Annotated in this window: 20 protein-coding genes and 1 tRNA gene; 16 read left to right on the top strand and 5 right to left on the bottom strand. The window is 60.5% G+C overall.

The features are described 5' to 3' along the window. Window positions 1–4: 4 nt before the first annotated feature. Window positions 5–301 (bottom strand): BolA family protein, encoded by a 297-nt coding sequence (locus tag ACLB1Z_RS19915; RefSeq protein WP_409561389.1) that lies wholly within the window; start codon window positions 299–301, stop codon window positions 5–7. A 153-nt stretch (window positions 302–454) separates the two neighbouring features. On the opposite strand from ACLB1Z_RS19915, the gene ACLB1Z_RS19910 reads away from it, so the two are divergent. The 4 genes from ACLB1Z_RS19910 (at window position 455) to ACLB1Z_RS19895 (ending at window position 5,196) form a co-directional block, all read left to right on the top strand. After that, complete coding sequence (locus tag ACLB1Z_RS19910) at window positions 455–1,081, top strand: J domain-containing protein (RefSeq protein ID WP_409561388.1); 627 nt, start codon at window positions 455–457, stop codon at window positions 1,079–1,081. Between the two features lie 94 nt (window positions 1,082–1,175). Continuing rightward, window positions 1,176–2,177: a cobaltochelatase subunit CobS gene (gene cobS, locus ACLB1Z_RS19905; protein ID WP_024274921.1), complete on the top strand. Its 1,002-nt coding sequence runs from the start codon at window positions 1,176–1,178 to the stop codon at window positions 2,175–2,177. A 46-nt stretch (window positions 2,178–2,223) separates the two neighbouring features. Then, the gene (gene cobT, locus ACLB1Z_RS19900; protein WP_409561387.1) at window positions 2,224–4,116 is read left to right on the top strand and encodes a cobaltochelatase subunit CobT; all 1,893 of its coding nucleotides are present in this window, start codon (window positions 2,224–2,226) and stop codon (window positions 4,114–4,116) included. Between the two features lie 9 nt (window positions 4,117–4,125). Then, window positions 4,126–5,196, top strand: coding sequence for an esterase-like activity of phytase family protein (locus ACLB1Z_RS19895; RefSeq protein ID WP_409561386.1), 1,071 nt, complete (start codon window positions 4,126–4,128; stop codon window positions 5,194–5,196). Window positions 5,197–5,235: 39 nt separating this feature from the next. Here the strand turns inward: ACLB1Z_RS19895 and rpmB are convergent, their stop codons facing one another. Beyond that, a complete protein-coding gene (gene rpmB / locus ACLB1Z_RS19890; RefSeq protein ID WP_409561385.1) occupies window positions 5,236–5,532 on the bottom strand; it encodes a 50S ribosomal protein L28 in 297 nt (98 codons plus the stop codon). A gap of 259 nt (window positions 5,533–5,791) precedes the next feature. On the opposite strand from rpmB, the gene ACLB1Z_RS19885 reads away from it, so the two are divergent. The 5 genes from ACLB1Z_RS19885 (at window position 5,792) to ACLB1Z_RS19865 (ending at window position 12,379) form a co-directional block, all read left to right on the top strand. Further along, a complete protein-coding gene (locus ACLB1Z_RS19885) occupies window positions 5,792–6,649 on the top strand; it encodes a DUF3108 domain-containing protein (protein WP_409561384.1) in 858 nt (285 codons plus the stop codon). Between the two features lie 118 nt (window positions 6,650–6,767). Then, entirely contained in the window at window positions 6,768–9,983 is a 3,216-nt protein-coding gene (locus ACLB1Z_RS19880) for a helicase-related protein (RefSeq protein ID WP_409561383.1), read from the top strand. A gap of 4 nt (window positions 9,984–9,987) precedes the next feature. Beyond that, on the top strand, window positions 9,988–10,407 hold the full coding sequence (locus tag ACLB1Z_RS19875) for an RNA-binding S4 domain-containing protein (RefSeq protein WP_409561382.1): 420 nt from the start codon (window positions 9,988–9,990) through the stop codon (window positions 10,405–10,407). Window positions 10,408–10,531: 124 nt separating this feature from the next. After that, the gene (fdxA, locus tag ACLB1Z_RS19870) at window positions 10,532–10,870 is read left to right on the top strand and encodes a ferredoxin FdxA (protein ID WP_013950005.1); all 339 of its coding nucleotides are present in this window, start codon (window positions 10,532–10,534) and stop codon (window positions 10,868–10,870) included. Between the two features lie 468 nt (window positions 10,871–11,338). Continuing rightward, on the top strand, window positions 11,339–12,379 hold the full coding sequence (locus ACLB1Z_RS19865; protein WP_409561381.1) for a CarD family transcriptional regulator: 1,041 nt from the start codon (window positions 11,339–11,341) through the stop codon (window positions 12,377–12,379). A 5-nt stretch (window positions 12,380–12,384) separates the two neighbouring features. On the opposite strand, the gene ACLB1Z_RS19860 is transcribed toward ACLB1Z_RS19865, so the two are convergent. After that, on the bottom strand, window positions 12,385–13,317 hold the full coding sequence (locus ACLB1Z_RS19860) for a thermonuclease family protein (RefSeq protein WP_409561380.1): 933 nt from the start codon (window positions 13,315–13,317) through the stop codon (window positions 12,385–12,387). 108 nt (window positions 13,318–13,425) lie between these two features. Beyond that, window positions 13,426–14,115: an outer membrane protein gene (locus tag ACLB1Z_RS19855; protein WP_409561379.1), complete on the bottom strand. Its 690-nt coding sequence runs from the start codon at window positions 14,113–14,115 to the stop codon at window positions 13,426–13,428. Window positions 14,116–14,631: 516 nt separating this feature from the next. Here ACLB1Z_RS19855 and ACLB1Z_RS19850 point away from each other — a divergent pair. The 7 genes from ACLB1Z_RS19850 (at window position 14,632) to ACLB1Z_RS19820 (ending at window position 23,006) form a co-directional block, all read left to right on the top strand. Then, a tRNA-Arg gene (locus ACLB1Z_RS19850) sits at window positions 14,632–14,708 on the top strand. Window positions 14,709–14,774: 66 nt separating this feature from the next. Beyond that, window positions 14,775–15,398: a response regulator transcription factor gene (locus ACLB1Z_RS19845; RefSeq protein WP_409561378.1), complete on the top strand. Its 624-nt coding sequence runs from the start codon at window positions 14,775–14,777 to the stop codon at window positions 15,396–15,398. A 239-nt stretch (window positions 15,399–15,637) separates the two neighbouring features. Then, the gene (locus ACLB1Z_RS19840; RefSeq protein ID WP_409561377.1) at window positions 15,638–16,858 is read left to right on the top strand and encodes an aminotransferase class V-fold PLP-dependent enzyme; all 1,221 of its coding nucleotides are present in this window, start codon (window positions 15,638–15,640) and stop codon (window positions 16,856–16,858) included. A 103-nt stretch (window positions 16,859–16,961) separates the two neighbouring features. Beyond that, on the top strand, window positions 16,962–17,918 hold the full coding sequence (locus tag ACLB1Z_RS19835; protein WP_013949994.1) for an HpcH/HpaI aldolase/citrate lyase family protein: 957 nt from the start codon (window positions 16,962–16,964) through the stop codon (window positions 17,916–17,918). Window positions 17,919–17,962: 44 nt separating this feature from the next. After that, a complete protein-coding gene (locus ACLB1Z_RS19830) occupies window positions 17,963–19,129 on the top strand; it encodes a malate--CoA ligase subunit beta (RefSeq protein WP_013949993.1) in 1,167 nt (388 codons plus the stop codon). Window positions 19,130–19,147: 18 nt separating this feature from the next. Then, window positions 19,148–20,047, top strand: a complete 900-nt coding sequence (sucD, locus tag ACLB1Z_RS19825; protein WP_024274917.1) for a succinate--CoA ligase subunit alpha — start codon at window positions 19,148–19,150, stop codon at window positions 20,045–20,047. A 109-nt stretch (window positions 20,048–20,156) separates the two neighbouring features. Continuing rightward, complete coding sequence (locus ACLB1Z_RS19820; RefSeq protein WP_409561376.1) at window positions 20,157–23,006, top strand: phosphoenolpyruvate carboxylase; 2,850 nt, start codon at window positions 20,157–20,159, stop codon at window positions 23,004–23,006. 54 nt (window positions 23,007–23,060) lie between these two features. Here ACLB1Z_RS19820 and prmB read toward each other — a convergent pair whose 3' ends face one another. Next, on the bottom strand, window positions 23,061–23,978 hold the full coding sequence (prmB, locus tag ACLB1Z_RS19815; RefSeq protein ID WP_409561375.1) for a 50S ribosomal protein L3 N(5)-glutamine methyltransferase: 918 nt from the start codon (window positions 23,976–23,978) through the stop codon (window positions 23,061–23,063). Window positions 23,979–23,984: the final 6 nt, after the last annotated feature.

Raw genomic sequence — 23,984 nt, 5'->3', positions numbered from 1 at the left:
TTATTCAACCGTGTGAGGCAGCCGTTTTGGGGAGCGCTTCGCCCGGCGCGATGGTCGAAAGTGCGAGCGCGTGCACGCCGCCGGCAAGTTCGTCTTTGAGCAGATCATTCACAAGGCGATGCCGTTCGACGCGTGACTTGCCGGCAAATGCCTCGGAAACGACAAGAATTCTAAAGTGGCTCTCGCCCGTGCCCGGAGAATTGCGATGGCCCGCGTGGAGTTCGGACTCGTTGATAACGTCAAGCCGTGTCGGCTTGAGGGCGATCATGAGCTTTTCGCGAAGTCGGCCAGTAACGGACATCTTTTTCTCTCATGGTGTCTTTCGTGCTGCTTTGGTGCGATGGGGCACACGGACGAAAGGGCCTATTAATGGATTGACTGCACAGTCACGACGGAAATCAAGAGTTTTCTTGCCGCCTTGTTTCGGCGCGGCCTAACCCTCATAATTCATGCAATGAAACTGGAATCAAAATACTTCGACAGCATCCGCGTCTCTTCGAAGCGCCAGACGAGCGCCAAGAAGGAAACGCACGCGCCCGTGTGTCAGTGGAAAGGTTGCGACAAGCCCGGCGTACATAGGGCGCCAAAGGGTCGAGGCCGCGACGGCGAATATTTCCAGTTCTGCGTGGATCATGTCCGCCAGTACAATCAGGACTACAACTATTTCGACGGCATGAGCGACGCCGAGGTCAGCAATTTCCGCAAGGACGCCGCGACCGGCCATCGCCCGACCTGGAAGACCGGCGCCAACGCCTGGGCCCACGGCACGCGCGATGGCTCGCAAGACGCCGACGCCGCTGCCCGCGTCAAGGCAGGCACGCAGCGCATGAACCGCAAGGTCCGCTCGTCTCGGACGGCCACGGCGCCGACGTTTCAACGCCAGTTGAAGCCGCTTGAGCGCAAATCGCTGAAAGTCATGGATCTCGGCGAAGACGCGAGCCGTGAGGATATCAAGTCGCGCTTCAAGGAGCTGGTGAAAATTCACCATCCTGATGCGAACGGCGGCGATAGCAGGTCTGAGGAAAAGTTGCGTGAAATCCTCCAAGCCTATAACTATTTAAAGCAATCTGGCCTGGTCTAATCCTCCGAGCCTCTGAAGCAGGTGCACCCGCCGAGGTCGCCCCTGTTCGAGGCCTTAGCGGCAGCTGGGCGATTTGATCGGGAATCCAATGGAAATGCGCACGTCTACAAGCGCGAACGGCGCGGCTGCCGCCAATCTACCGGACATGAAGCTGTCCGTTCGCCAAGTTTTCGGGATCGATAGCGATCTTGAGGTGCCGGCCTATTCAAAGCCGGAAGACCATGTCCCGGAAATCGATCCAGATTATTTGTTCAATCGTGATGTCACCCTCGCGATCCTGGCGGGCTTCAAGCACAACCGCCGTGTGATGATCCAAGGCTATCACGGCACCGGCAAATCAACGCACATTGAGCAGGTCGCGGCGCGCCTCAACTGGCCGTGCGTGCGCGTCAACCTCGACAGCCACGTCTCGCGCATCGATCTCGTCGGCAAGGATGCCATCGTCCTGAAGGACGGCAAGCAGGTGACGGAATTCAAGGAAGGCATCCTTCCTTGGGCGCTGCAGAACAATATCGCGCTGGTGTTCGACGAATACGATGCCGGCCGCCCCGACGTCATGTTCGTCATCCAGCGCGTGCTCGAAGTCTCGGGCAAGCTGACATTGCTCGATCAGTCGAAGGTCATTCGTCCGCATCCGGCCTTCCGCCTGTTCGCAACGACGAACACGATCGGCTTAGGCGACACATCGGGCCTTTATCACGGCACGCAGCAAATCAACCAAGGTCAGATGGACCGGTGGTCGATCGTTGCGACGCTGAACTATCTTCCGCACGATGACGAAGCCCGGATCGTGCTGTCGAAGGTCAAATCATTCGCGAAGACCGACGCCAAACGCAAGCAGGTTTCGCACATGGTTCGCGTCGCGGACCTGACTCGCTCGGCCTTCATCAATGGTGATCTGTCCACCGTGATGAGCCCGCGTACGGTCATCACCTGGGCCGAGAATGCAGATATCTTCGGTGATATCGGCTTTGCATTCCGCGTCACCTTCCTGAACAAGTGCGATGATCTCGAAAAGCCGCTCGTTGCGGAATTCTATCAGCGCTGCTTCGGCGAAGAGCTTCCAGAAAGCACGGCCAACGTCGCGCTGAGCTAATCTCTCCTCCCCATCGTGGGGAGGGCAAAAGAGCGACACGAAGTCCATGACGTCTCCAACCAAACGCCGGGAAGCGCCGTCCGAGCCGCTGAAACGCGTCCTCGGGCCGGCCGTGCGCGCCATTGCGGGTGATGGCGAAGTCGAAGTCGATTTCGGCCCCGGTAAGGGCGACGTGTCGGGCAAGGCCGTGCACCTGCCGGACTTGCCGCGTGCTCCATCCGCGAAAGACGTCGCGTTGGCGCGTGGCTGGGCCGATAGTCTTGCTCTGCGTATCGGCTGTCATGACGCCAAGGTTCATCGCCGCATCGCGCCGCCCGCCGGCCCCGCCCGTGCCGTCTTCGAAGCCGCCGAACGCGCACGCGTCGAAGGCTTGGGCTCGGCTCGCATGCCCGGCATGGCGGCCAATCTCACCGCGCGTCTGGAAGACCACTACAGTCATGGTCGTTTTCGGTCCGTCGCAACGCGCGCCGAAGCTCCGCTCGAAGATGCGCTCGCGCTTCTCATTCGCGAACGATTGACCGGCCAAGCTCCGCCTGCATCGACGAAGGGCCTCGTCGACGTCTGGCGTTCCGTGATCGAAGGGCGTGGTGGCAAGCTTTTGAACAAGCTGGAGGCGCTCTCGGAAAACCAAGAGCAATTCGGCCGCCAGATTCGGGATCTTCTGAAGATCCTCGAAATGGCCGAGCAGAGCGACGAGCCGCAGCCGAACGACGACGAGGAAGAAAACGACGAAGGTTCGGCCGAAGGCGGCTCGGAAGATTCCGACGAGCAAAGCGAGGACGCGACCGACGGTCAGGATCAGGAAAGCGAGGAGAAGCTTTCCGAAGGCGATCTCTCAGAGACCGAGGAAACGATGGAGCAGGGTTCGACCGAACCCCAAGACCTCGACGACGGCGAGATGAACGAGGAAGAGACGCCTGCGCCCTGGCGTCCGAACATGACGGTCCTCGATAATCCCGAGGCCTTCGGCTACAAGGTCTTCACGCGCGCCTATGACGAAGAGGTTAGCGCCGAAGAGCTTTCGACGCCGGAAGAATTAGAGCGTCTGCGTGCCTTCCTCGACAAAGAGCTGAAAACGCTTTCGGCTGCCGTCGCCAAGCTTGCCAATAAGCTGCAGCGCCGTCTCTTGGCGCAACAAAATCGCGGCTGGGATTTCGATCTCGAAGAAGGCCAGCTCGACGCTGCGCGCTTGACGCGCATCATCACCGATCCGACCGGCGCGCTGTCATTCAAGCGTGAGCGCGACACTGATTTCCGCGATACCGTCGTGACATTGTTGCTCGACAATTCCGGTTCGATGCGCGGCCGGCCGATCATGGTCGCGGCTTGCTGCGCCGACATTCTCGCGCGCACACTGGAGCGTTGCGGCGTCAAGGTCGAAATCCTGGGTTTCACCACCAAAGCTTGGAAGGGCGGGCAGTCGCGCGAGGAGTGGCTGGCGGCAGGCAAGCCGCCCGCGCCGGGCCGCCTCAACGATCTTCGCCACATCATCTACAAGACGGCGGATGCCCCGTGGCGACGCGCCAAAAACTCCCTCGCCCTGATGATGCGCGAAGGTCTTCTGAAGGAAAATATCGACGGCGAAGCATTGGCCTGGGCGCATGCTCGCCTTGTTAATCGGCCCGAGCAGCGCCGCATTCTGATGATGATCTCCGACGGCGCGCCGGTCGACGACTCGACGCTCTCGGTGAACTCAGGCAGCTACCTCGAACAACACTTGCGCCAAGTGATCCACGAGATTGAAAATCATTCACCGGTCGAATTGATCGCCATCGGCATCGGTCATGACGTGACGCGCTATTATCAGCGCGCCGTCACCATTACCGATGCGTCGGAACTGGCCGGCGCGATGACGGAGAAACTCGTCGAACTGTTCGATGAGCATCACGAAGCCGACAAGGCGGCCGCCACGCGCCGCAAGCACGCGCGCGTTCATTGAGGGCTATCGGTGGCGTCGCTTTTTCTCCGACGATTTGCAGTCGCGATCGCCGTTTTAGGCGTTGGCGCGAGTTCGGTTCTGGCGGACGAGAAGCCAGACATCTCGACATTGAAGTCGGCACCGATCACTGTCGAAGCCCGGCCGATTTCTACGTTTTTGCGCACCGGTGAGGACCGGCCGCTCGGCAAATTGAAGTTCGTGGGCGGCCTCGTCCTGACGTCGCCGTCACCCTATTTCGGTGGCTGGTCGGGCCTGTTGCTGAGCGACGATGGGAAATTTCTTCTCGCTCTGTCTGACACTGGCGTCTGGATGACGGGCAACCTGACCTATGCAGGGATACGCCCCTCCGGCATCGTGGACGCGCGCCTGGGGCCGCTGTTGGAAAAATCCGGCCGCCCCATCCAGCGCGTCCGCGATCGCGATTCTGAATCGATCGCGCTCGAAGGTGGCGCCTTTCAGAATGGCTCCGTCCTCATTGGTTTCGAGGGCCGTCACCGCATCGAACGCTTCAGGCTCGGCCCGAAAAATATTCAGGCAACCGGCATCGCCCTCAGGATCCCTGCCGCGGCCATGCACATGGACCAGAACAAAGGCTTCGAAGCGCTCACGATCTTGAAGGGCGGCCCGTACAAAGGCTGGCCGATCGCATTTTCGGAGCGGCTTTATGATCCGGCGCGCAATCATACCGGCTGGGTCTGGACCAAAGCCGGACCACAAACCTTCCATCTGAAAAACGTCGGCGACTTCGACATCACCGACGTTGCCAGCCTCGATGACGGCACGATCTTCGTTTTGGAGCGCCGCTTCCGCTGGCTAGAAGGCGTCAAGATGCGCCTCGTGCGCATCGCGCCCGACGCTCTCGCTCCAGGACGCACGATCGAGGGCGAAACTCTCATCGACGCCGACATGGCTGATAATATTGACAACATGGAAGGTTTAGCAGCCACACGGCTGAAGTCCGGAGAGGTGCTGCTCACCATGATCTCGGATGACAACTTCAATCACGTCATCCAGCGCACAGTGCTGCTGCAGTTTCTGTTGCAAGGATCCAGGCAAGCGAAAGCCCGGCTGCCGAACTAGACCACCGGGCTAAAACGATCTGCAAATTGCGTCGAAAGATCAGGCGGCCTTGGCGCCGGCCTGGACCTTCTGAATCTCGCGCTTGAGCTTCAGGCAGGTCTGCGACAGCTCATTGTTGTTCGCCTTCAGGAGGAAGGCATCGAGGCCGCCGCGGTGTTCGACCGACTTCAGCGCCCGTGCCGAAACGCGCAAACGAACCTTGCGGCCGAGCAGTTCGCTCATCAGCGTCACGTGGCAAAGGTTCGGACGAAACGTGCGTTTCGTCTTGTTCTCAGCGTGGCTCCGGAGGTTACCCGAGAGGGGCAAAGTCCCCATGAGCTCGCAGCGCCTGGTCATAACACTCTCCTATGCCGCACCCTCAAACCGGGGCGGTCGATCGAAAACTTGCTGTTTCAGCAAAAAATAGCGCCCCGCAAGCCGAGCCTGCGAGGGTTTCGGGTGCTGTATAATTGACAGGACCGATGCCCGTCAAGACGGGCAGCGACGATTGCAGTAGCCCGCCTAGTCGCCCTCTCCGAACCCGCCCAAAGTCCAAGAATAGTCGCAAATTCTGACTATCAGGGCCCCTTCGCCCAAGGGCAAGTAGGGAAACACGATGGCGATATCGGGAGCCGGTGCGCGGAGGCGGGGCGCCTTCTGCAGCCTTTTCGCGGTTGCCGCTGCCACTTTTCCGCTCGAGAGCGCCTCGGCCATTGGTCCCAATTGGCCGACGGAGGTGGTTGCCACCTATAAACTTGCCTTCGCAGGCTTCGACGTCGGGGCCTACCAATTCAACGCCCGTTTCAATAATGGAACCTACGACGCCCAAGCACACGCCAAAGTTTCGGCATTTTTCGGCGCGTTTAAATGGGCAGGCAATTTCTCCGGCAAAGGAGCCCTGGAGCCCTCGGGCCTTCGCCCCGCAGCCTTCGAAATGAGTTACAAAAAGAAGAAAAAATTTGTCTCCGTCAAAATTGGCTTCGCCGGGCGCGCGGTGACCGCCGTCGCCCTGGTTCCCAATAAGCCCCCCTCACCGGATACGATCAAGCTGAAGCCCGAAAATTTGAAGAATGTATTCGATCCGATGGCGGCGATGATCTCGGTATCCGACGCCAACCCCTCCGACGCCTGCAACCGGGTAATTCCGGTATTCGACGGCAAGGCACGCTATGATTTGCACTTCACTTTCAAAGGTCGCGAGCCCCTCACCGAGCGCCGTCCGTCCGGCCAGCCCAAGGAGCTTATCGTGTGTCGGGTCAAATATGTGCCTATTGCCGGGCATAAGCCGAAAGATTTCACCGATCCCTGGATCGATTACAATAATATCGAGTTTGCGCTTCGGGCCGTGCCGAGGGCCGGAATCTACGTTCCCTACCGGGTCACGATCCCTTCCCCCATCGGCAACGCCGTCATGACCGCTAATACAATTAACATCACCTCGGCTAACAACCAGCAGATCGCGCTGACGCAGTAACACGCGTGGCGCTCGAGGATTTGAGGCGGTGTGACGCTCTTTGTCCGCCGACCGAATAATCCTTGATCTCTAGGCCCTCCTCTGCAATGCCAGGGCTCGATCGGAGTCAATGCAACATATGGCAAGTGATCTGGAAGCCCGCATCCGAAACGTGACGGCGGTGCTCGGACCCACCAATACCGGTAAGACGCACCTCGCCATCGAGCGGATGCTGGGCCACGAAAGTGGCATGATCGGCCTGCCGCTGCGCCTGCTCGCGCGCGAGGTCTATGATCGCATCAAGCAGCGCGTGGGCGCGGACAAGGTCGCCCTCATTACCGGCGAAGAAAAAATCAAGCCGGAGCGCGCCCGTTATTGGGTGTCGACCGTCGAAGCGATGCCGCGCGACATCGATGTTGATTTCCTGGCGATTGACGAAATCCAGCTTTGCGGCGATCCCGAGCGCGGTCACGTCTTCACCGACCGGCTGCTGCATGCGCGCGGCCGCTCCGAGACGTTGCTGCTCGGCGCCCAGACGATGCGTGACGCCATCTCGGATCTTATCCCCGGCGCCAACTTCATCTCGCGCCCGCGCCTGTCGAAGCTGACCTACAGCGGCGAAAAGAAAATCACCCGCCTGCCTGCACGCTCGGCAATCGTCGCGTTTTCGGCACAGGAAGTTTATGCACTCGCCGAATTGATCCGTCGCCAGCGCGGCGGCGCGGCTGTCGTGCTTGGTGCGCTCTCACCGCGCACGCGCAATGCCCAGGTCGCGCTTTATCAATCAGGCGATGTTGAATTCCTGGTTGCGACCGATGCCATTGGCATGGGCCTCAACCTTGATGTAGACCACGTGGCGTTCTCTGCGCTTCGCAAGTTCGACGGCTACAATCATCGCAATCTGACGCCGGGCGAGATTGGTCAGATCGCCGGTCGTGCCGGCCGCCACATGAACGATGGCACGTTTGGCGTCACGGGCGGCGCCGAGGCGCTCGATGCCGACATGGTGGAACGTCTCGAAACCCACAGCTTCGATAGCATCCGCACGCTGCAATGGCGTAACCGCAATCTCGATTTCTCGACGCTCGATGCGCTGCATGCGTCGCTTCGCGAGCTGCCGCGCGAGCAGCGTCTGACGCGCGCCCGCACCGCCGACGATGTGGCAGCACTCGAAGCCTTGACCTCGGATCGTGAAATCGCGGACATCGCCTCATCACGCCCGCGCGTCGAGCTACTTTGGGAAGTCTGCCAGCTTCCCGATTATCGCAAGATCTCCGGTCAAAGCCACTCCGAACTCGTCTCAAATCTTTACCGGTATCTGACGACCGGCGAAAATCGCATCCCCGAAGACTGGTTCTCCAAGCAGGTTGCTTTGGCGGATCGGACGGATGGTGATATCGACACGCTCGCGACCCGCATCGCGCACATTCGCACTTGGACCTTCGTCGCAAATCGTCCCGATTGGCTGAAGGATCCGGCGCATTGGCAAGAGCGGACGCGCGCCATTGAAGATAGTCTCTCCGACGCCTTGCACGAACGTCTGACGCAGAGGTTTGTGGATCGCCGGACCAGCGCTCTGATGAAAGGCATGCGGGACAAAGACGAATTGACGGCCGACATCGCCGATGACGGCGCCATCACGGTCGAAAACCACTTCGTGGGCAAGCTGAAGGGTTTCCGCTTCACGCTCGATTCCGCCGCTGACGGCATTCACGAGAAGGCGACGCGCCAGGCGGCGATGCAGGTCGTGACGCGTGAGCTGGGTATGCGGGCGCGTCGCGTTGCGGCGGCGCAGAATGATGCGTTCAAGCTCGCGCGCAACGGCATGATCATCTGGCGCGACGATGAAATCGCCAAGCTAGAACCTGCCGAAGATCCGCTGCAGCCGTCCGTTACGCTCATTGCCGACGAGACGATGAGCGAGTCCGATCGTGAGAAGGTTCAGGCCCGCATCAAGACCTGGGTCGACGATACGATCGCCGACAAGCTGAAGCCGCTCGTCGAGATGTCGAAGAGTGCCGAGCTTCAAGGCTTGGCGCGCGGCATCGCATTTCAGTTGAAGGAAGGCCTCGGCGCCTTGAAGCGCGAGACGGTCGCCGACGACATCAACGCGCTCGATCAGGCGGCGCGCGCTGAGCTACGCAAGTACGGCTTGCGTTTTGGAGCTTTCAACATCTTCTTCCCGATCATGTTGAAGCCTGCTCCGGCCGACCTTGCGGCGACGCTATGGCTTCTGAAACATCCGTCCGAAAACGGCGTCGTGCCGCAATTGCCCCGGCCCGGCTTGACGTCGGTCGTGGTCGATCCTGCGACGCCCGAAGCGCTCTATCGCGCGCATGGCTTCCACGTCTGCGGCCCGCGCGCCATTCGTCTCGATATTCTTGAGCGTCTGGCCGATTTGATCCGGCCGCTGCTCGCATGGCGCTCCGGTCCCGGCAAGACGGACGCCCCGAAAGGCTCGACGGGCGATGGCGGTTTCCGTGCCACCGACGACATGATGTCGATCCTCGGATGCTCGGCTGAAGAGCTTGGTGAAGTGTTGAAAGCCCTCGGCTTCCGCCTCGAACGCCGACCGATCGCAGTTGAAGCCGCGCCTGCGGCTCCGGTTGCTGAGCCGGAAGCAACTCCGTCGGCAGCCGAAGCTTCGACGGAACCCGAGAGCGAAGTCGCTGCGGCCCCGGCAGAGGTCGGTGCCGAAGCGCCAGTTGAAACGCCGCCAGCAGCTGCTGAGGCTCCGCCCGTGGCGGAAGCGGTCGCTTCCGTGGATGCGGGTTCCGATGCAGCCGCTGCGATGGCTCCCGATACGTCCGCGGTGTCGGCTTCGGCGTCGGAAGAACCCAAGTTCGAAGAGATCTGGCGCCCGCGCCGCCATCAGCGTCCCGAACGCCGTGACGGACAGCGTCGCGACGGACAACAGCGCCGCGACGGTGGTCACGGACGGCATCGCTACGGCAACCGTCATCAACAGCCGCAAGCAACCGTCGCAGGCGAAGGTGCAACCGCCGCGCCCGCCGCAGACGCCTCCGGTGCGCCGCAGGGCGGCGAGCAACGCTCCGACCGTCAGCATGATCGCAACCGCCACCCCGACCGGCGCGATAATCGCCAGCGGTTCGAAGGTCGCAACAACGACGATCGCCGCAATGATCGCAGGGACGAGGGTGGTCGCCCTCGTCGCGACGATGATCGTAAGGGACGCCGTGATGATGGCCGCCGCCGTGACGACCGGCGTTCACCGCAGGTGATCACGGCCGCGCCGCCAAAGTCGGCTGGAGGCGATGCCTCATCGCCGTTCGCGGCGCTGGCGGCGCTCAAGGCTCAAATGGAGAAACGGAGCGAAGGCTCCGGATCGACCTGACGAGATGCCGGACGCGGATCGCGCCGCGCTGCAGCGGATCGACCAGTGGCTGTGGTTTGCCCGGATTGCGAAATCCCGGACATTGGCGCAGGCGCTGATTGAACGTGGCAAGGTGCGAGTCAACCGTGTGAAGATCGATAAGGCGAGTACAATCGTGAGGCCGGGCGACGTCCTGACCCTCTCGCTTGGCCCCCGCGTCATCAGTGTCGAGATTCTCGGCATTGGCGCTAGGCGTGGTCCGGCTCCTGAGGCCCAGGCGCTTTATCGTGACCTGACACCCCGGCAGTTGCCGCCAGCGTCGGGGGGAGTGCCGGAGGCGAGCGGAAGCGATATTGTCATGCAGGTGCCGTCCCGTCCCGAAGGCAGCGGCCGGCCGACGAAGCGCGAACGGCGTCTGATCGACAAATTCAGGGGACGGCACTGAAACTGTGACGCCCGGTCCACCTAGGCAGCCGTTGTGCCTATGGTAATAAGGGCGCCGCTCGAACCAGAGATTGCTTCGCGACGCCACGCTGGAGCGTCGGCCGTTACAAGAATTAGGAATTCGAATGACCTACGTCGTCAACGAGAAATGCATCAAGTGCAAATACACCGATTGCGTAGAGGTCTGTCCGGTCGACTGTTTCTATGAAGGGGAGAACATGCTCGTCATCCACCCCGACGAGTGCATCGACTGTGGCGTCTGCGAACCGGAGTGCCCTGCTGACGCTATCAAGCCCGACACCGAACCGGACATGGAAAAGTGGATGGAGCTCAACCGCCAGTATGCGGACGCTTGGCCGAACATCACCGCCAAGAAGGCTGCGCTGCCCGACGCCGATGCGGTTAAAGACGAGCCGAACAAGTTTGAAAAATATTTTTCACCAAATCCGGGATCAGGGGATTGATTTTGCGCCAAACAGCGACTCTTGCAACCCGTTAGGGCATCTCTTACATAAGCCGTTGGTTTAGCGCGTTAATTTAAATGCGGCCTTAAGCTCGTCGAGATTGTCTCAGAACCCGACACTTCAATTACCGTCAAGACTGTGTTAGTGTCAGTTGCGATGGCGTTAAGTCTGCACAAATCCGGAACGGCCGCGAACAAAAGGGGGCTGCTCAACTCTGAAGAGCAGCAACCAATAAGACGTTATGGGGCGTCAACGGGCCAATTCAGAGTCGGACGGGATTTGCGAAGCTAGGCCACAAATGAGCGCGCAGGGGACGGCCTCTCGTAAAGACGAGGCACGGATCAATGCGCGCGTGCCGTTCGGACGTCGTCTCGTCCGCGGCACGGATGCTCCGTCCTTAAGGTAGGGCGGACTGACGGCAGAGCCGGCCCCCCGGCGACGCCCAGTATGCGAGAGTGAGAGATCGATATGGCTCAAAAGAAGAAAGCTCCGGTCAGCCCCAAGTCCGCAGCCAAAACTGCCGTCCGTAAGTCCATGCCTTTGAAGGTGAGCGCAAGCGCCAATAAGGTCGCGAAGCCGTCTGCCAAAGCCAAAGCCGAACCGCCAACGAAATCCAAGCTCGCGCCGACCTCCAGCTCGAAACCCGCAACGCCGACGAAGAAGGCAGCGCCCGTCGCGGCGAAGCCCGTAAAGGTCGAGGCAGCTCCGGCCGCCAGGAAGCCTGTCGCAGGGCCGACGCCGGTCGCGCCGCACATCGCCGCTGCTCAATTGAATGCCAAGGTCGCCGCTGCAGCCGCGCCTCAGCGCACTGTTGCCGTGCCTGCAAATGCGCACAAGGCCGCCAGCCAGAAGATTTCGGCGCCAGTCGCAGGCACACAGCAGTCTGCTGCACCGAAGGAAGCCGCTGAGAAATCTGCCGCTGCGCGCCAGATCCTTGCGGTTCAGAAGAAACCCGTCAATCAGCGCCACGGCTTCAAAGCCAACGAATTCATTGTTTATCCCGCTCACGGCGTCGGCCGCATCGTCGGCATCGAGGAGCAGGAAATCGCCGGCATGTCGCTTGAGCTCTTCGTCATCACTTTCGACAAGGAGAAGCTGACGCTGCGCGTCCCGACCGGCAAGCTGGCCAGCGTCGGAATGCGCAAGCTGGCGGACGAAGGCCAAGTCAAGAAAGCGATGGAAACGCTCAAGGGCCGCGCCCGCATCAAGCGTACGATGTGGAGTCGCCGCGCACAGGAATACGTTGCGAAGATCAATTCCGGTGATCTCATCGCGATCGCTGAGGTTGTTCGCGATCTCTATCGCTCCGAAGCGCAGCCCGAGCAGTCATACTCTGAGCGTCAGCTCTACGAAGACGCGCTCGACCGCATGGCCCGTGAACTCGCCGCCGTGGAAAAGCTTGACGAGCGCGGCGCCGTTCAGCGCATCACGGACATTCTCTCCAAGAGCGCCAAAGGCCGCCGCTTGGCGGAAGCTGAAGCGCCGGTCGAGGAAGAAGAAGCCGCCTAACGGCTTCAAAGAGACTTCAGGTTTACAGTGCTCGGTTCCGCACCTTCCGGCGGGGCCGGGCGCGCCTCTTTTGGGGCCTCTGTCTGCGAAGCTGCCGCATCGTCTGCCGCTTCAAGCTGAGACGGATCGGCGATATCGATCAGCGGGCCGTTGCGCCGTTCGATCCAGCCGCGCACGACGACGGTGGTGTTTGCCAGCGCATCGAGTGAGCGATCGAAGTCCGGATTGGCGGCAAGAACTTTCTTGTCGATCCGCGCCGTGAAGTCGCTTCGCCAGTCATTGCTGAAATTCAGATACGTCGCGCTCTTCGTCCGCCCGACGGAAACGACCGTTCCCCCAACGCGCTCGTATTTGCCGCGCCGCTTCATGATCTCGCCCGGCCGATCGGCAGTGAGCGTGCGATAGACGCCGTTTTGCCAAAGCCTCAGGCGCCGCGTCCGTGCATAGGCCTCATTGGCGACGAGTTCGTGCGTGCACGCAAAGCTTTCCGGCAATCCGTAAGCGCGTGCAAAACCGCCGCGCAACAGTGCGCCCTGTACCCAGTCTTCCCGGCCCCGGTCGATAACGAATACCTGCGCCAGCTCGCGGCCATAACGATCGAGGCGGCGGCCTGCAAACGCCAGCTTCACGCGCTTTGCCAGCACGAGATCCGATAACGCTTTGATCGTATCGGCTTCGGGTGGCCACGCGCCCTGAGCGGCGTCTGCGTCGCGCGCTCTCGGCGCCAACGCCCCTATCAATCTCACGGCCTTGCCGTCATCAAGAATGAGCGTCTCGCCGTCAATCACTCTGGTGACGGTTCGGATGGGGCCTGGCTCAAGCGTGCACGGCGGCGGAGCCTTCGCCTCTTCGGCCGCGGCGCCAAGCGGAGCGAAAAGCCCCACAGCGCCGATCAATCCTGCCCACCATCTCCCAGCCATGACACAAAGAGAGATCACACGCGCCCTTGTTCGCCAAGAGCGGATTGGCGTTGCGCACGACGAGACAAGATAAGTTTATGAGGAACCGGTCAGCCGGCCCATCTGAGAGGTATGCGGTCCCGAAACTCAGAAGCGATGAACAAAGCCGAAGCTGAATTTGTCCATGGTGGCGCTTACGTCATTGTAACCGGACGGCAGAGAATCAAAGCCCTCGTCAGAGAATTCCACCCGTTTGTATTCGAAACGCAGACTGTTGCTGTCGCTCCAAAGATATTCGATGCCGCCGCCTGCGGTCCAACCGGAGAGCATATTCGTATCGCTGGTGCCAAGACCGCCGTTCCGCACTTCCAAATTGGCAAACGCATAACCGCCAGTGGCGTAGATCAAAGTGCGATCGAACAGAAGAAAACCGGCCCGCGCGCCGACCGATCCGTCGAAGTCGGCATGCGCTTTGAAGCCCGAGATCCCGTCTACCCGAGAGCTGTCGCCATAGAGGAAATCGTAGCTCAAATCCGCGGTCGGTCCGAAAATGATGTTGCCAAAACGGAAGTCATAACCGCCCGACGCGCCGAGCGTGATGCCATCAGCGCTGCCGAGCCGATTAAACGACATGGTGTTATAGCCGATCGACGGTTTCCAGTAGAAACCCTCCCACGACGAGGCGAGCGGCTTCTCGGCATAGTTGGGAACGACAAGGTTATAGGGGTAGTCCATGCTGCCGATGGGTTTCACCTCTTCGGGAAGGCTCTGAGCCATTGCGCCGCCCGCGGGCAACAGAATGGTCGACAAGGCCAGCGCGAACAGTGACTTTTTCATCGGAGCATTCCCTCGCGTCATGACCACTTCCCAACGTCAGCCAGGAGGTCCGATTTTCCAGGTTGTGCGTCAACCGGAATGCTTCGGATATCCCGCCCATAAAACAGATGACGTTGAGTTTTCTTCCCCACCTTCGGCCAGCGTGCTGTCCGCGGCCATTCCACGTCGCACTGTCGGCCACGTTAAGCATTTTGAGAAGTAGGCAATTTGAAACATTTCGTATCTTGTTTCAAAGCGTTGCCCTTAAGCCCCTCGCGGCACCATGACTCGCTGGCTATTTCTGGCTGTCGACAGGGAGTAGCTATTTGCAACCAAAAGTAGCAGATATGAAATTCGAGCACGCAAGGCGTTTGGGAAGGCGATCTAATTCCACGACGTCCGTCGCGAAAGAATCGCGCCAAAGGTATCCTCCAATGAGCCGCGCTTGACCTCCGCCTGCGCTGACCGCATAGCTCTTGGCACCCGCCGCAGGGCCGGGAAATCGAACTGACGAAGTGCGGCCGCAAGGCCAGGGCCGGCCCCGTAGCTCAGCTGGATAGAGCAACGGTTTCCTAAACCGTAGGTCGCAGGTTCAAATCCTGCCGGGGTCGCCAATCGCGAGGCAGGGCTGCGGACGCCTTCAGGGGTGCCGTCGCGGATTTAAGGAGAGCATCGCGGGAATGGCGGCCAAGATCGAGGTCACGATCGCCGATCAAAATCCGGTCGTACGCGCAGGTCTCGACGCGCTGATTGAGCGTGACGGGCGCTTTACCGTATGCGGTGTGCACCCGACGGGTGAATCGTTGCTCAACGCTCTTAAGACAAAGCCGGTCGAGATCGCCGTCGTCGGCTGGACATTGCCGGACATGACCGGCGGAGCCGTGCTTCAGCGTATCAAGCAAGAGAAGTGGCAGACCCGAATCATCATCTACACGGGCGAGCGTTCCAACGAGGTGCTACGGCAAGCCATCAAAGGCGGTGCCTGGGGCTTCGTCTCTAAGACCGAAGATCCGCAGGTTCTGCTCGAAGCTGTCGTTTCGGTCGCGCGTGGCCGCTTGTCGCTGCCGTATGTCGATATTGATCTTTTGAACCATGACCCGCTTGAAGGTCTGACGGCGCGCGAGCGTGAGTTGCTTGCTGCACTTGCGAACGGCTGGACCAACTTGCAGATCGCGGCGCGCACCGGCATTTCGCGCAACACGGTGAAATACCATCTGAAAAATTTGTACGACAAATTGGGCGTTTCGAATCGCGCCATGGCTGTTGCACTGCATGTCTCCGTTAACCGTTCGGAGCAGCAATAACGCTGTCGCAAAAAGGCGCTGAATTGCAGCACCAAAGCACGACGAGGTGGGTAGCTTATCCTGCCCAACAGGGTGTTGATAGATTTCCGTTCCCACCGTCACTGTCCGCCTGCTAGTTAAGACTTGACGCCCGCAACTGCGATCGGGCGGAAGGATCAGCAAAAGCAATGCCGGAACGTCTCCCCTGCTGCGTCGGGGATCGTCGGCTTGGCACAACGCAGCGTGGAGGAGCGCTTCATATGAATTTGATTACGCCACATCTCTTCATTCCCGGCCCGACCACGATTCCGGATGCCGTGCGGATGGCCATGAACGTTCCGATGGAGGACATGCGTTCTCCGGAATTCCCGAAGTTCACGCTTCCGATCTTCGAGGACTTGAAGAAGGTCTTCAAGATGAAGGACGGCCGCGTTTTTATTTTCCCGTCGTCGGGCACCGGCGCTTGGGAATCGGCGATCGAGAACACGCTGGCCCCTGGCGACAAAGTTCTGATGAGCCGCTTCGGTCAGTTCTCGCTTCTCTGGGTCGATATGGCTGAGCGTCTCGGCCTCAAGGTCGAGCTGTGCGACGAAGAGTGGGGTACGGGCGTGCCGCTCGAAAAGTACGCCGATATCCTCGCCAAAGATAAGAACCACGAGATCAAGGCCGTCTTCGCCACGCACAACGAAACTGCGACGGGCGTGACGTCCGATATCGCCGGCGTTCGCAAGGCGCTCGACGCTGCAAAGCACCCCGCACTTCTCTTCGTTGACGGCGTTTCTTCGGTTGGCTCGCTTGAGATGCGCATGGGCGAATGGGGCGTCGACTGCTGCGTCTCCGGTTCGCAGAAGGGCTTCATGCTTCCGACCGGTCTCGGCATCCTCGCCGTCAGCCAGAAGGCACTCGACGTCAACAAGAGCGTCAACGGCCGCATGAACCGTTGCTTCTTCTCTTGGGAAGACATGATCAAGACCAACGATCTTGGCTACTTCCCCTACACGCCGGCCACGCAGCTCATTCGCGGTCTGCGCGCTTCGCTCGATCTGATCCTCGCTGAAGGCATCGACAACGTCGTCGCTCGCCATCACCGCATGGCGTCAGGCGTTCGCGCCGCTGTTGACGCTTGGGGCCTGAAGCTCTGCGCCAAGGAGCCGAAGTGGCATTCGGACACAGTGTCAGCGATCCTCGTTCCGGAAGGTGCTGATGCGAACGCTGTCCTGAAGACGGCTTACTATCGCTACAACACCTCGCTCGGAACCGGCCTCAACAAGGTCGCTGGCAAGGTGTTCCGCATCGGCCATCTCGGTGCCGTCGATGAGTTCATGGTCGGTGGTGTTCTCTTCGCTGTCGAAATGGCGCTCAAAGACTCTGGCATCAACATCAAGCTTGGCTCGGGCACGGGCGCTGCCGCGGAGTACTTCTCCAAGACAGCGACGAAGTCAGCGACGGGCGTGACGCCGGCTCAGGCCAAAGCTGCCTAACAAATTAAAAGCGCCTGGCTTCGGTTGAGGCCGGGCGCTCTTTCCCGTTCGTTTTGCGATCGAAACAAAAACACGTTCTCAAATCTAGGAAGGCAACCTCCCAATGAGCTTCTCGCAGTTCCCGCTCCGCAAACAGAGATTGCAGCGTTCATACCTCGCGGTTCCGGGCTCCAACCCGAGCATGATCGACCGCGCCATCAAGAGCGCCGCCGACTATGTCTTCCTCGATTGCGAAGACGCCGTTGCGCCGCCCGAAAAAGAGCAGGCCCGTAAGAACATCATCCAGGCGCTGAACGATCTCGATTGGAAGGGCGCCGGCAAGAGCGTCTCGGTCCGTATCAACGGCCTCGACACCCACTACATGTATCGCGACGTCGTCGATATTTGCGAGCAGGCTGGCGCCAAGCTCGACACGATCCTCATCCCGAAGGTTGGCGTTCCTGCTGACGTCTACACGGTTGAATGCATCGTCAGTCAGATCGAAGTCGCCAAGGGCCTGAAGAACCAGATCGGCACCGAGGCGCTCATCGAAACGCCGCTCGGCATGGCCAACGTCGAAGCCATTGCTTCTGCTCCGAGCCGTCTGGAATCGATGCACTTCGGTGTGGCCGATTACTCCGCCTTCAACAAGGCGCGCACCGTCGTCATCGGCGGCTTGAACCCCGATTATCCGGGCGATCAGTGGCACTTCCCGCTGTCGCGCATGACCGTTGCCTGTCGCGCTTACGGTCTTCGTCCGATCGACGGACCGTTCGGCGGCATCGACGATCCGGAAGGCTACAAGGCAGCAGCGCGCCGCGGCGCGGCTCTCGGCATGGAAGGCAAGTGGGCCATCCATCCCTCGCAGATCGAACTCGCGAACGAGATCTATTCGCCGACGGCCAAGGAAGTCGAGCGCGCTGAGCGCATTCTCGTCGCTCTGAAGGAAGCCGAAGCCCAGGGTAAGGGCGCCGCTTCTCTCGACGGCAAGATGATCGACGCAGCCTCGGAAAAGATGGCGCGTAACCTGCTCGTCACGGCTGCCGCGATCAAAGCCGCAGAAGCTGCGCGCGCGAAATAAAAAAACAGCCAGGAAACGTCGAACAATCCTAAGGAGGTCCAATAATGGACATTCACGAATACCAGGCGAAAGAGCTTCTTACGAAGTTTGGCGTGCCGATCCCCCGCGGTGGATTGGCGTATTCTCCTGAGCAGGCGACCTACCGCGCGAGCGAGCTTGGTCACCCCGTTGTCGTCAAGGCCCAGATCCATTCTGGCGCCCGCGGCAAGGCGGGCGGCGTCAAGCTCTGCCGCAACGAACGGGAGATCGAGGAAGCAGCCGAGTCGATGCTCGGTCGCAAGCTCGTCACCACCCAGACGGGACCGGCCGGCAAGCTGGTCTCGCGCCTCTACATCGAAGAAGCGACGAACATCGACCGCGAAATCTACCTCGGCTTCGTGATGGACCGCGCGGCGGAGCGCATCGTCGTCGTCGCGTCGGCAGCGGGCGGCATGGATATCGAAGAGATCTCTGCAACCCAGCCCGATACCATTATCCGCGTGCAGGTCGATCCGGCCGTCGGCATGCAGCAGTTCCAGGCGCGCGAGATCGCGTTTGGCCTCGGCGTTGATCCCGAAATCGTCAACAAGATCGTGCCTGCGATCATGGGCGCTTACCGCGCTTTCCGCGACCTCGACGCGATGATGGTTGAGATCAACCCCCTCGTCATCACCAAGGAAAAGCAGGTTCTCGCGCTCGACGCTAAGATGTCGTTTGACGAGAACGCGCTGTTCCGCCGTCCGCACATCGCCGAGCTGCGCGACAAGAGCCAGGAAGATCCTCGCGAGACGTACGCGTCCGACCGCGGCCTGTCTTACGTCGGTCTCGACGGCGACATCGGCTGCATCGTCAACGGCGCCGGTCTCGCGATGGCAACGCTCGATATGATCAAGCTCGCAGGTGGCGAACCGGCGAACTTCCTCGACATCGGCGGAGGTGCCTCGCCCGAACGCGTGACGAAATCGTTCCGCGCCGTGCTTCGCGACAAGAACGTGCGTGCCATCCTTGTCAACGTCTTCGCCGGCATCAACCGCTGCGACTGGGTTGCAAAGGGCGTCGTCGATGCCGTGAAGGAATTGAACATCACAATGCCGATTGTTGTTCGCCTCGCCGGAACGAACGTCGAGGAAGGCCGTAAGATCATCGACACCAGCGGCCTCACCGTCATCAGCGCAGAAACGCTGGCGGAAGCGGCGAAAAAGGCTGTCGAAGCAACGAAAAAAGCGGCCTAAATCCGGAGAAACGCACCAATGGCAATCTTTATCAATGAAAAGACGCCGATCCTGATCCAGGGCTTCACCGGACGTATCGGCACCTTTCACGCTCAGGAAATGATTGACTACGGCTCCAACGTCGTCGGCGGCGTGACGCCCGGCAAGGGTGGCACGTCTCACCTCGGCCGCCCGGTGTTCAACACCGTCAAGGGCGCGGTCGATGAGACCGGCGCTGAAGCTTCTATCGTCTTCGTGCCGCCGCCGTTTGCGGCCGACGCGATCATGGAAGCAGCCGACGCCGGCATCAAATACTGCGTCTGCATCACGGACGGCATTCCGGCTCAGGACATGATACGCGTGAAGCGCTACATGCGCCGCTACAAGAAAGAAAGCCGCATGGTTCTGACCGGCCCGAACTGCGCCGGTACGATCTCGCCAGGCAAGGCGATGCTCGGCATCATGCCGGGTCACATCTACCTGCCGGGCCGCGTCGGCATCGTTGGCCGCTCGGGCACGCTCGGTTACGAGGCGGCGGAACAGCTGAAAGCGCTCGGCATCGGCGTCTCGACGTCGGTCGGCATCGGCGGCGATCCGATCAACGGTTCATCGCACCGTGACGTTCTTGAAGCTTTCGAGGCGGATCCGGAGACCGACGCCGTTCTGATGATCGGCGAAATCGGCGGCCCGCAGGAAGCCGAAGCTGGCATGTTCGCCAAAGAGCACATGAAGAAGCCCGTGATCGCCTACATCGCTGGCTTGTCGGCGCCGAAGGGCCGTCGCATGGGCCACGCCGGCGCCATCGTCTCGGCATTCGGTGAATCGGCCGCTGAAAAGGTCGAGATCCTGAAGGGCTGCGGCGTCACGATTGCGCCGACGCCGTCGGAAATGGGTTCGACCGTTGCCCAGGTCCTCGGTCAGGTCCGCAAGGTAGCTTAAGTTTGGTTCGGCCGGAGCGTGCGTGTTTTGCCTCCGGCCGTCCACTTCGCTACACTATGAATCTTCATGAGAATTCTGTCCCGCACGATGGGACATGGAGCCTTTGGTGATGCAGGATACGACGCCCGCTGTTGGCTCGAACAAGCTCGACGAAATCGAGCTGATCAATCAGCTGAAGCGTCTTAGAGCGCAAATTCCCGACAACCCTTCGCTCAACCCGATTTTGAACGTCGCGTTCGACATGTCGCGGCGTCTTGAGGCGGGCGAAGTGTCGTTTGACGAGATGAAGGGCCTCGCGTGCCGCCTGATGGATCGCGCCTTCGTTCGCCGCGCTCGCGGTTTGCGCGATAAGGTCGGCTACGTCGATCAGGCGACCACGCTGAAGGACTTCACGGCCTACGTCGAAAAGACGGCAACCGAGTCCGGCAACAATCTCAAAGCGTTTGAAGAGCGTTGGTCGCGTGCCCGCACCGGCATCGTTCTGACCGCCCATCCGACGTTCGGCCTTTCCGACGCGCTCTACCGGCGCATGGTCGATATCGCGGTTTCCGATCCAACGTCCGACGTCACGATCGGCTTGCCGCATCGCCCCGAAGATAAGCTGACGCTCCATCACGAGCACAAGTGCGCCCAGGATGCGATCCGCAACCTGCGCAACGCATACGAAGAGCTGCTGCACGGCTTCTATAGCGTTGCCTCGCAGAAGTTCGGTGACGCGGCGTTCAAAGTGCGCCCGAGGCTGACGACGTTTGCGTCGTGGGTCGGCTACGATCTCGACGGCCGCACCGACATCACCTGGACGTTCTCGTTTGAAACCCGCCTTCGCGAAAAGCGCGCCGCCTTGGCCGATATCCGCGAACGCTTTGTCGTCCTGAAGCACAAGCTCGAAAGCGGTGACGCCGCACAGCGCGTCGCCCGCCAGATCGTCGGTAAGCTCGATCTCGGCATCGCTGCCGTCGATGAGCAATTGAAGGCGCTCGAAAGCTTCGCCAACAACACCGAAGGCCTCGCCAAGGCCGCTAACGTCATGACAAAGACGGACGGCTACAACCTGCTGACGGTCGAGGCGCTACAGGCTCTCTTCAACAATCTGATCGATGCGGTCCAGGCGCCGCAGATGAAGCGCGCCACAGCCGCGCTCGCCGGTCTCGTCGAGGCAACCGGTCTCGGCATGTCGCATATCCACCTGCGCATCAATGCCCTGCAGCTCCACAACGCATTCCGCGCCTACGTGCACGAGCCGTGGACGCGCGACCTGACCGAAAGTCAGTCGCTGAAGCGCATTGTCGAGATGATCAAGAACACGCCGCGCGAGACGGTCAACTTTGCGACGCTCGATCTCGAAACCGCGACTGCGATCCGCCAGTTTGCGCTTACCGCGCAGATCATGAAGCACGTCGATAAGGAAACGCCGATCCGCTTCCTCATCGCCGAATGCGAGTCGCCTGCAACGGTTTTGATTGCGGTGTTCTTCGCCAAGCTGTTCGGCGTCGACCACATCACCGATATCTCTCCGCTTTTCGAAACTCCGACGGGTCTTGAGAACGGCGCACGCATCATGGAGCGCCTCATCGAAGAAGAGGCCTACCGCGAGTACGTGATCGGCCGAAAGCGGATCAGCATTCAAACTGGCTTCTCCGACGCTGGCCGCTTCATCGGACAGATCTCGGCGACGCTGGCCGTCGAACGCTACTACAAGGCACTTGCCGCCATTGTCGATGCCGCCAAGCTCGAAGGCATCGAGACGCTGCTCTTTTCGACCCACGGCGAGTCGATGGGCCGCGGCGCGCACCCCGGCACGCTTTACCGTCGTCTGCACTACGTGATGACGAACGAAGCACGCCGCCGGTTCGGCGCTGCCAACATTCCGGTGAAGCACGAGACGAGCTTCCAAGGCGGCGACGGCTACGTCTTCTTCGGCAACCGCGCTTTGACGACCCGCGCGCTCGCAACCATCGTGATGGATGGCGACATCCCGCCCGCTGAAAAGGATCCGTTTTATTCGGCGCAGGATTTCAGCTTTGACTTCTTCCTGCGTCTTCGAGGCTTCCAGCAGGACCTGTTCGCGCACGACGGTTACCGTGCCGTACTCGGCGCATTTGGTCCAAACTTGTTGTTCAAGACGGGCTCTCGTCCCGTGAAGCGCCAAGGCGACCACGCGTCAGACCGCGGCAACCCGGCGCGCATGCGCGCCATCCCGAACAATGCCATTCTCCAGCAGTTCGGCTATATCGCCAACGTCGTCGCCGGTCTTGGCACCGCTGTCGGCGTCGATCGCGACCGATTCTATAAGCTTGCGAGAAAGTCGAAGCGGTTGCAGTCGCTGCTCGCAATGATCGCGCACGGCAAGACGATGTCGAGCCTCAATGCCATGGCGGCGAACGCTCAACTCTTCAACGCGGGCCTGTGGGCCTCGCGCGCCTCGTGGGGCCGTGAGGAAGCGCTGAACAGCGCGTTCCGCACGTTAGCGACGCATCTGCTGCCGGATGACCGTTATGGCGACATCTCTGAACTCGTCCATCTGCTGCGTCTCGACGCCATTGACCTTCACGCCATCCTTGCCGACTTGAACATTGAAGACGGCATGGTGCCCGACGAGAACCGGCTCGAGCTCGATCTCCTGCAGGCAATCCGCCTCGCGCTGATCATGCGCATCTTCATCTTGGCGGCGCAGCTTCCGCGCTTCGCTCCGCAAGACGGGCTGTCGCATACGCAGGTGCTCGAGATGGCTTTGAGCCTCGAAATTCCCGAAGTACTAAGCATTCTGCGCAAGGCGTTCCCGCACGACGAAAAAGACGTAACGGCCAAATCGTTCGACGAACAGGCGAGTTACCGTCCGCGCGGCATCGACGACTACGCGCGATTGGAAACGGAAATCCTAACTCCTATGGAGATCTCTTACGAATTCATTCGTGAGATCGGCACCGGCATTTCGCACCACTTCGGCGCCTTCGGCTGAGGCGGCGACTATCCGCGGGCGGAGCGCTGGCTTTTGCCACGGCCGCCCGCCGTTTTATTTCATTGCTTTCAGATCGTCGGCAAAAAGCGCGAACACTTCGGCTTTGCTGGTCTCGGTATCGAGCCACAGGAACGGCAGATCCGGCCGAGACGCTTCGAGCGTCGCCTGCCCCTCTCCGATTTCGACGATGATGCCCCCGCCCTCTGCCAGCCGCTGCGGCGCGTCGCGCAAAATGTGATGCACGAGATCCATCCCGTCTGCGCCGCCAAGATGCGCAAGCGTCGGCTCGGCCTGATACTCCGGCGGAAACGCCGCGACGGCATCGGCCGTCACATACGGCGGGTTGGATATGATGAGGTCGTACGTTCCGGCCGGCAGGCCATCAAACAAATCCGACTTGAACGTGTGGACGCGTTCCTCCAGCCCGTAATCGCGAATATTGCGCTGCGCAACTGCCAGGGCATCTTCTGAAATGTCAGCGGCATCGATCTTGGCGTTCGGAAACCCTTCCGCCGCGAGAATGGCAAGACAACCCGATCCGGTGCAAAGATCGAGCACGCGCGTCACGGCCATCGGATCGGGAACGATTGCCGCCAATTGATCTTCGACCAGCAGTTCGCCGATGAACGACCTCGGCACGATCACGCGTTCATCGACGTAGAATTTTCGCCCCTGGATGTAGGCCGCATGCGTCAGGTAAGCCGCTGGCTTACGCGTATCGACGCGCTCTGCAATGAGCGAGGCGATGCTTTGGCGCTCGTCCGTCGTCAGCCGGCAATCGAGCCATGGGTTGACGTCATCAATTGGCAGATCGAGCTGCGATAGAATAAGAAATGCGGCCTCGTCGACGGCATTGGATGTACCGTGCCCATAGACGAGATGCGCTCGGCTCATATGGGTCACGGCATAGCGCAGCCAGTCACGAATAGTGACGAGATCATCAATCGGCGCTCGCGCGGGGGCTGTCGTCATGGCAAT

The sequence above is a fragment of the Hyphomicrobium sp. MC8b genome (assembly GCF_905067615.1).
In the GTDB taxonomy this organism is placed as follows: domain Bacteria; phylum Pseudomonadota; class Alphaproteobacteria; order Rhizobiales; family Hyphomicrobiaceae; genus Hyphomicrobium_B.
This window is presented reverse-complemented; position numbering and strand designations above follow the sequence as displayed.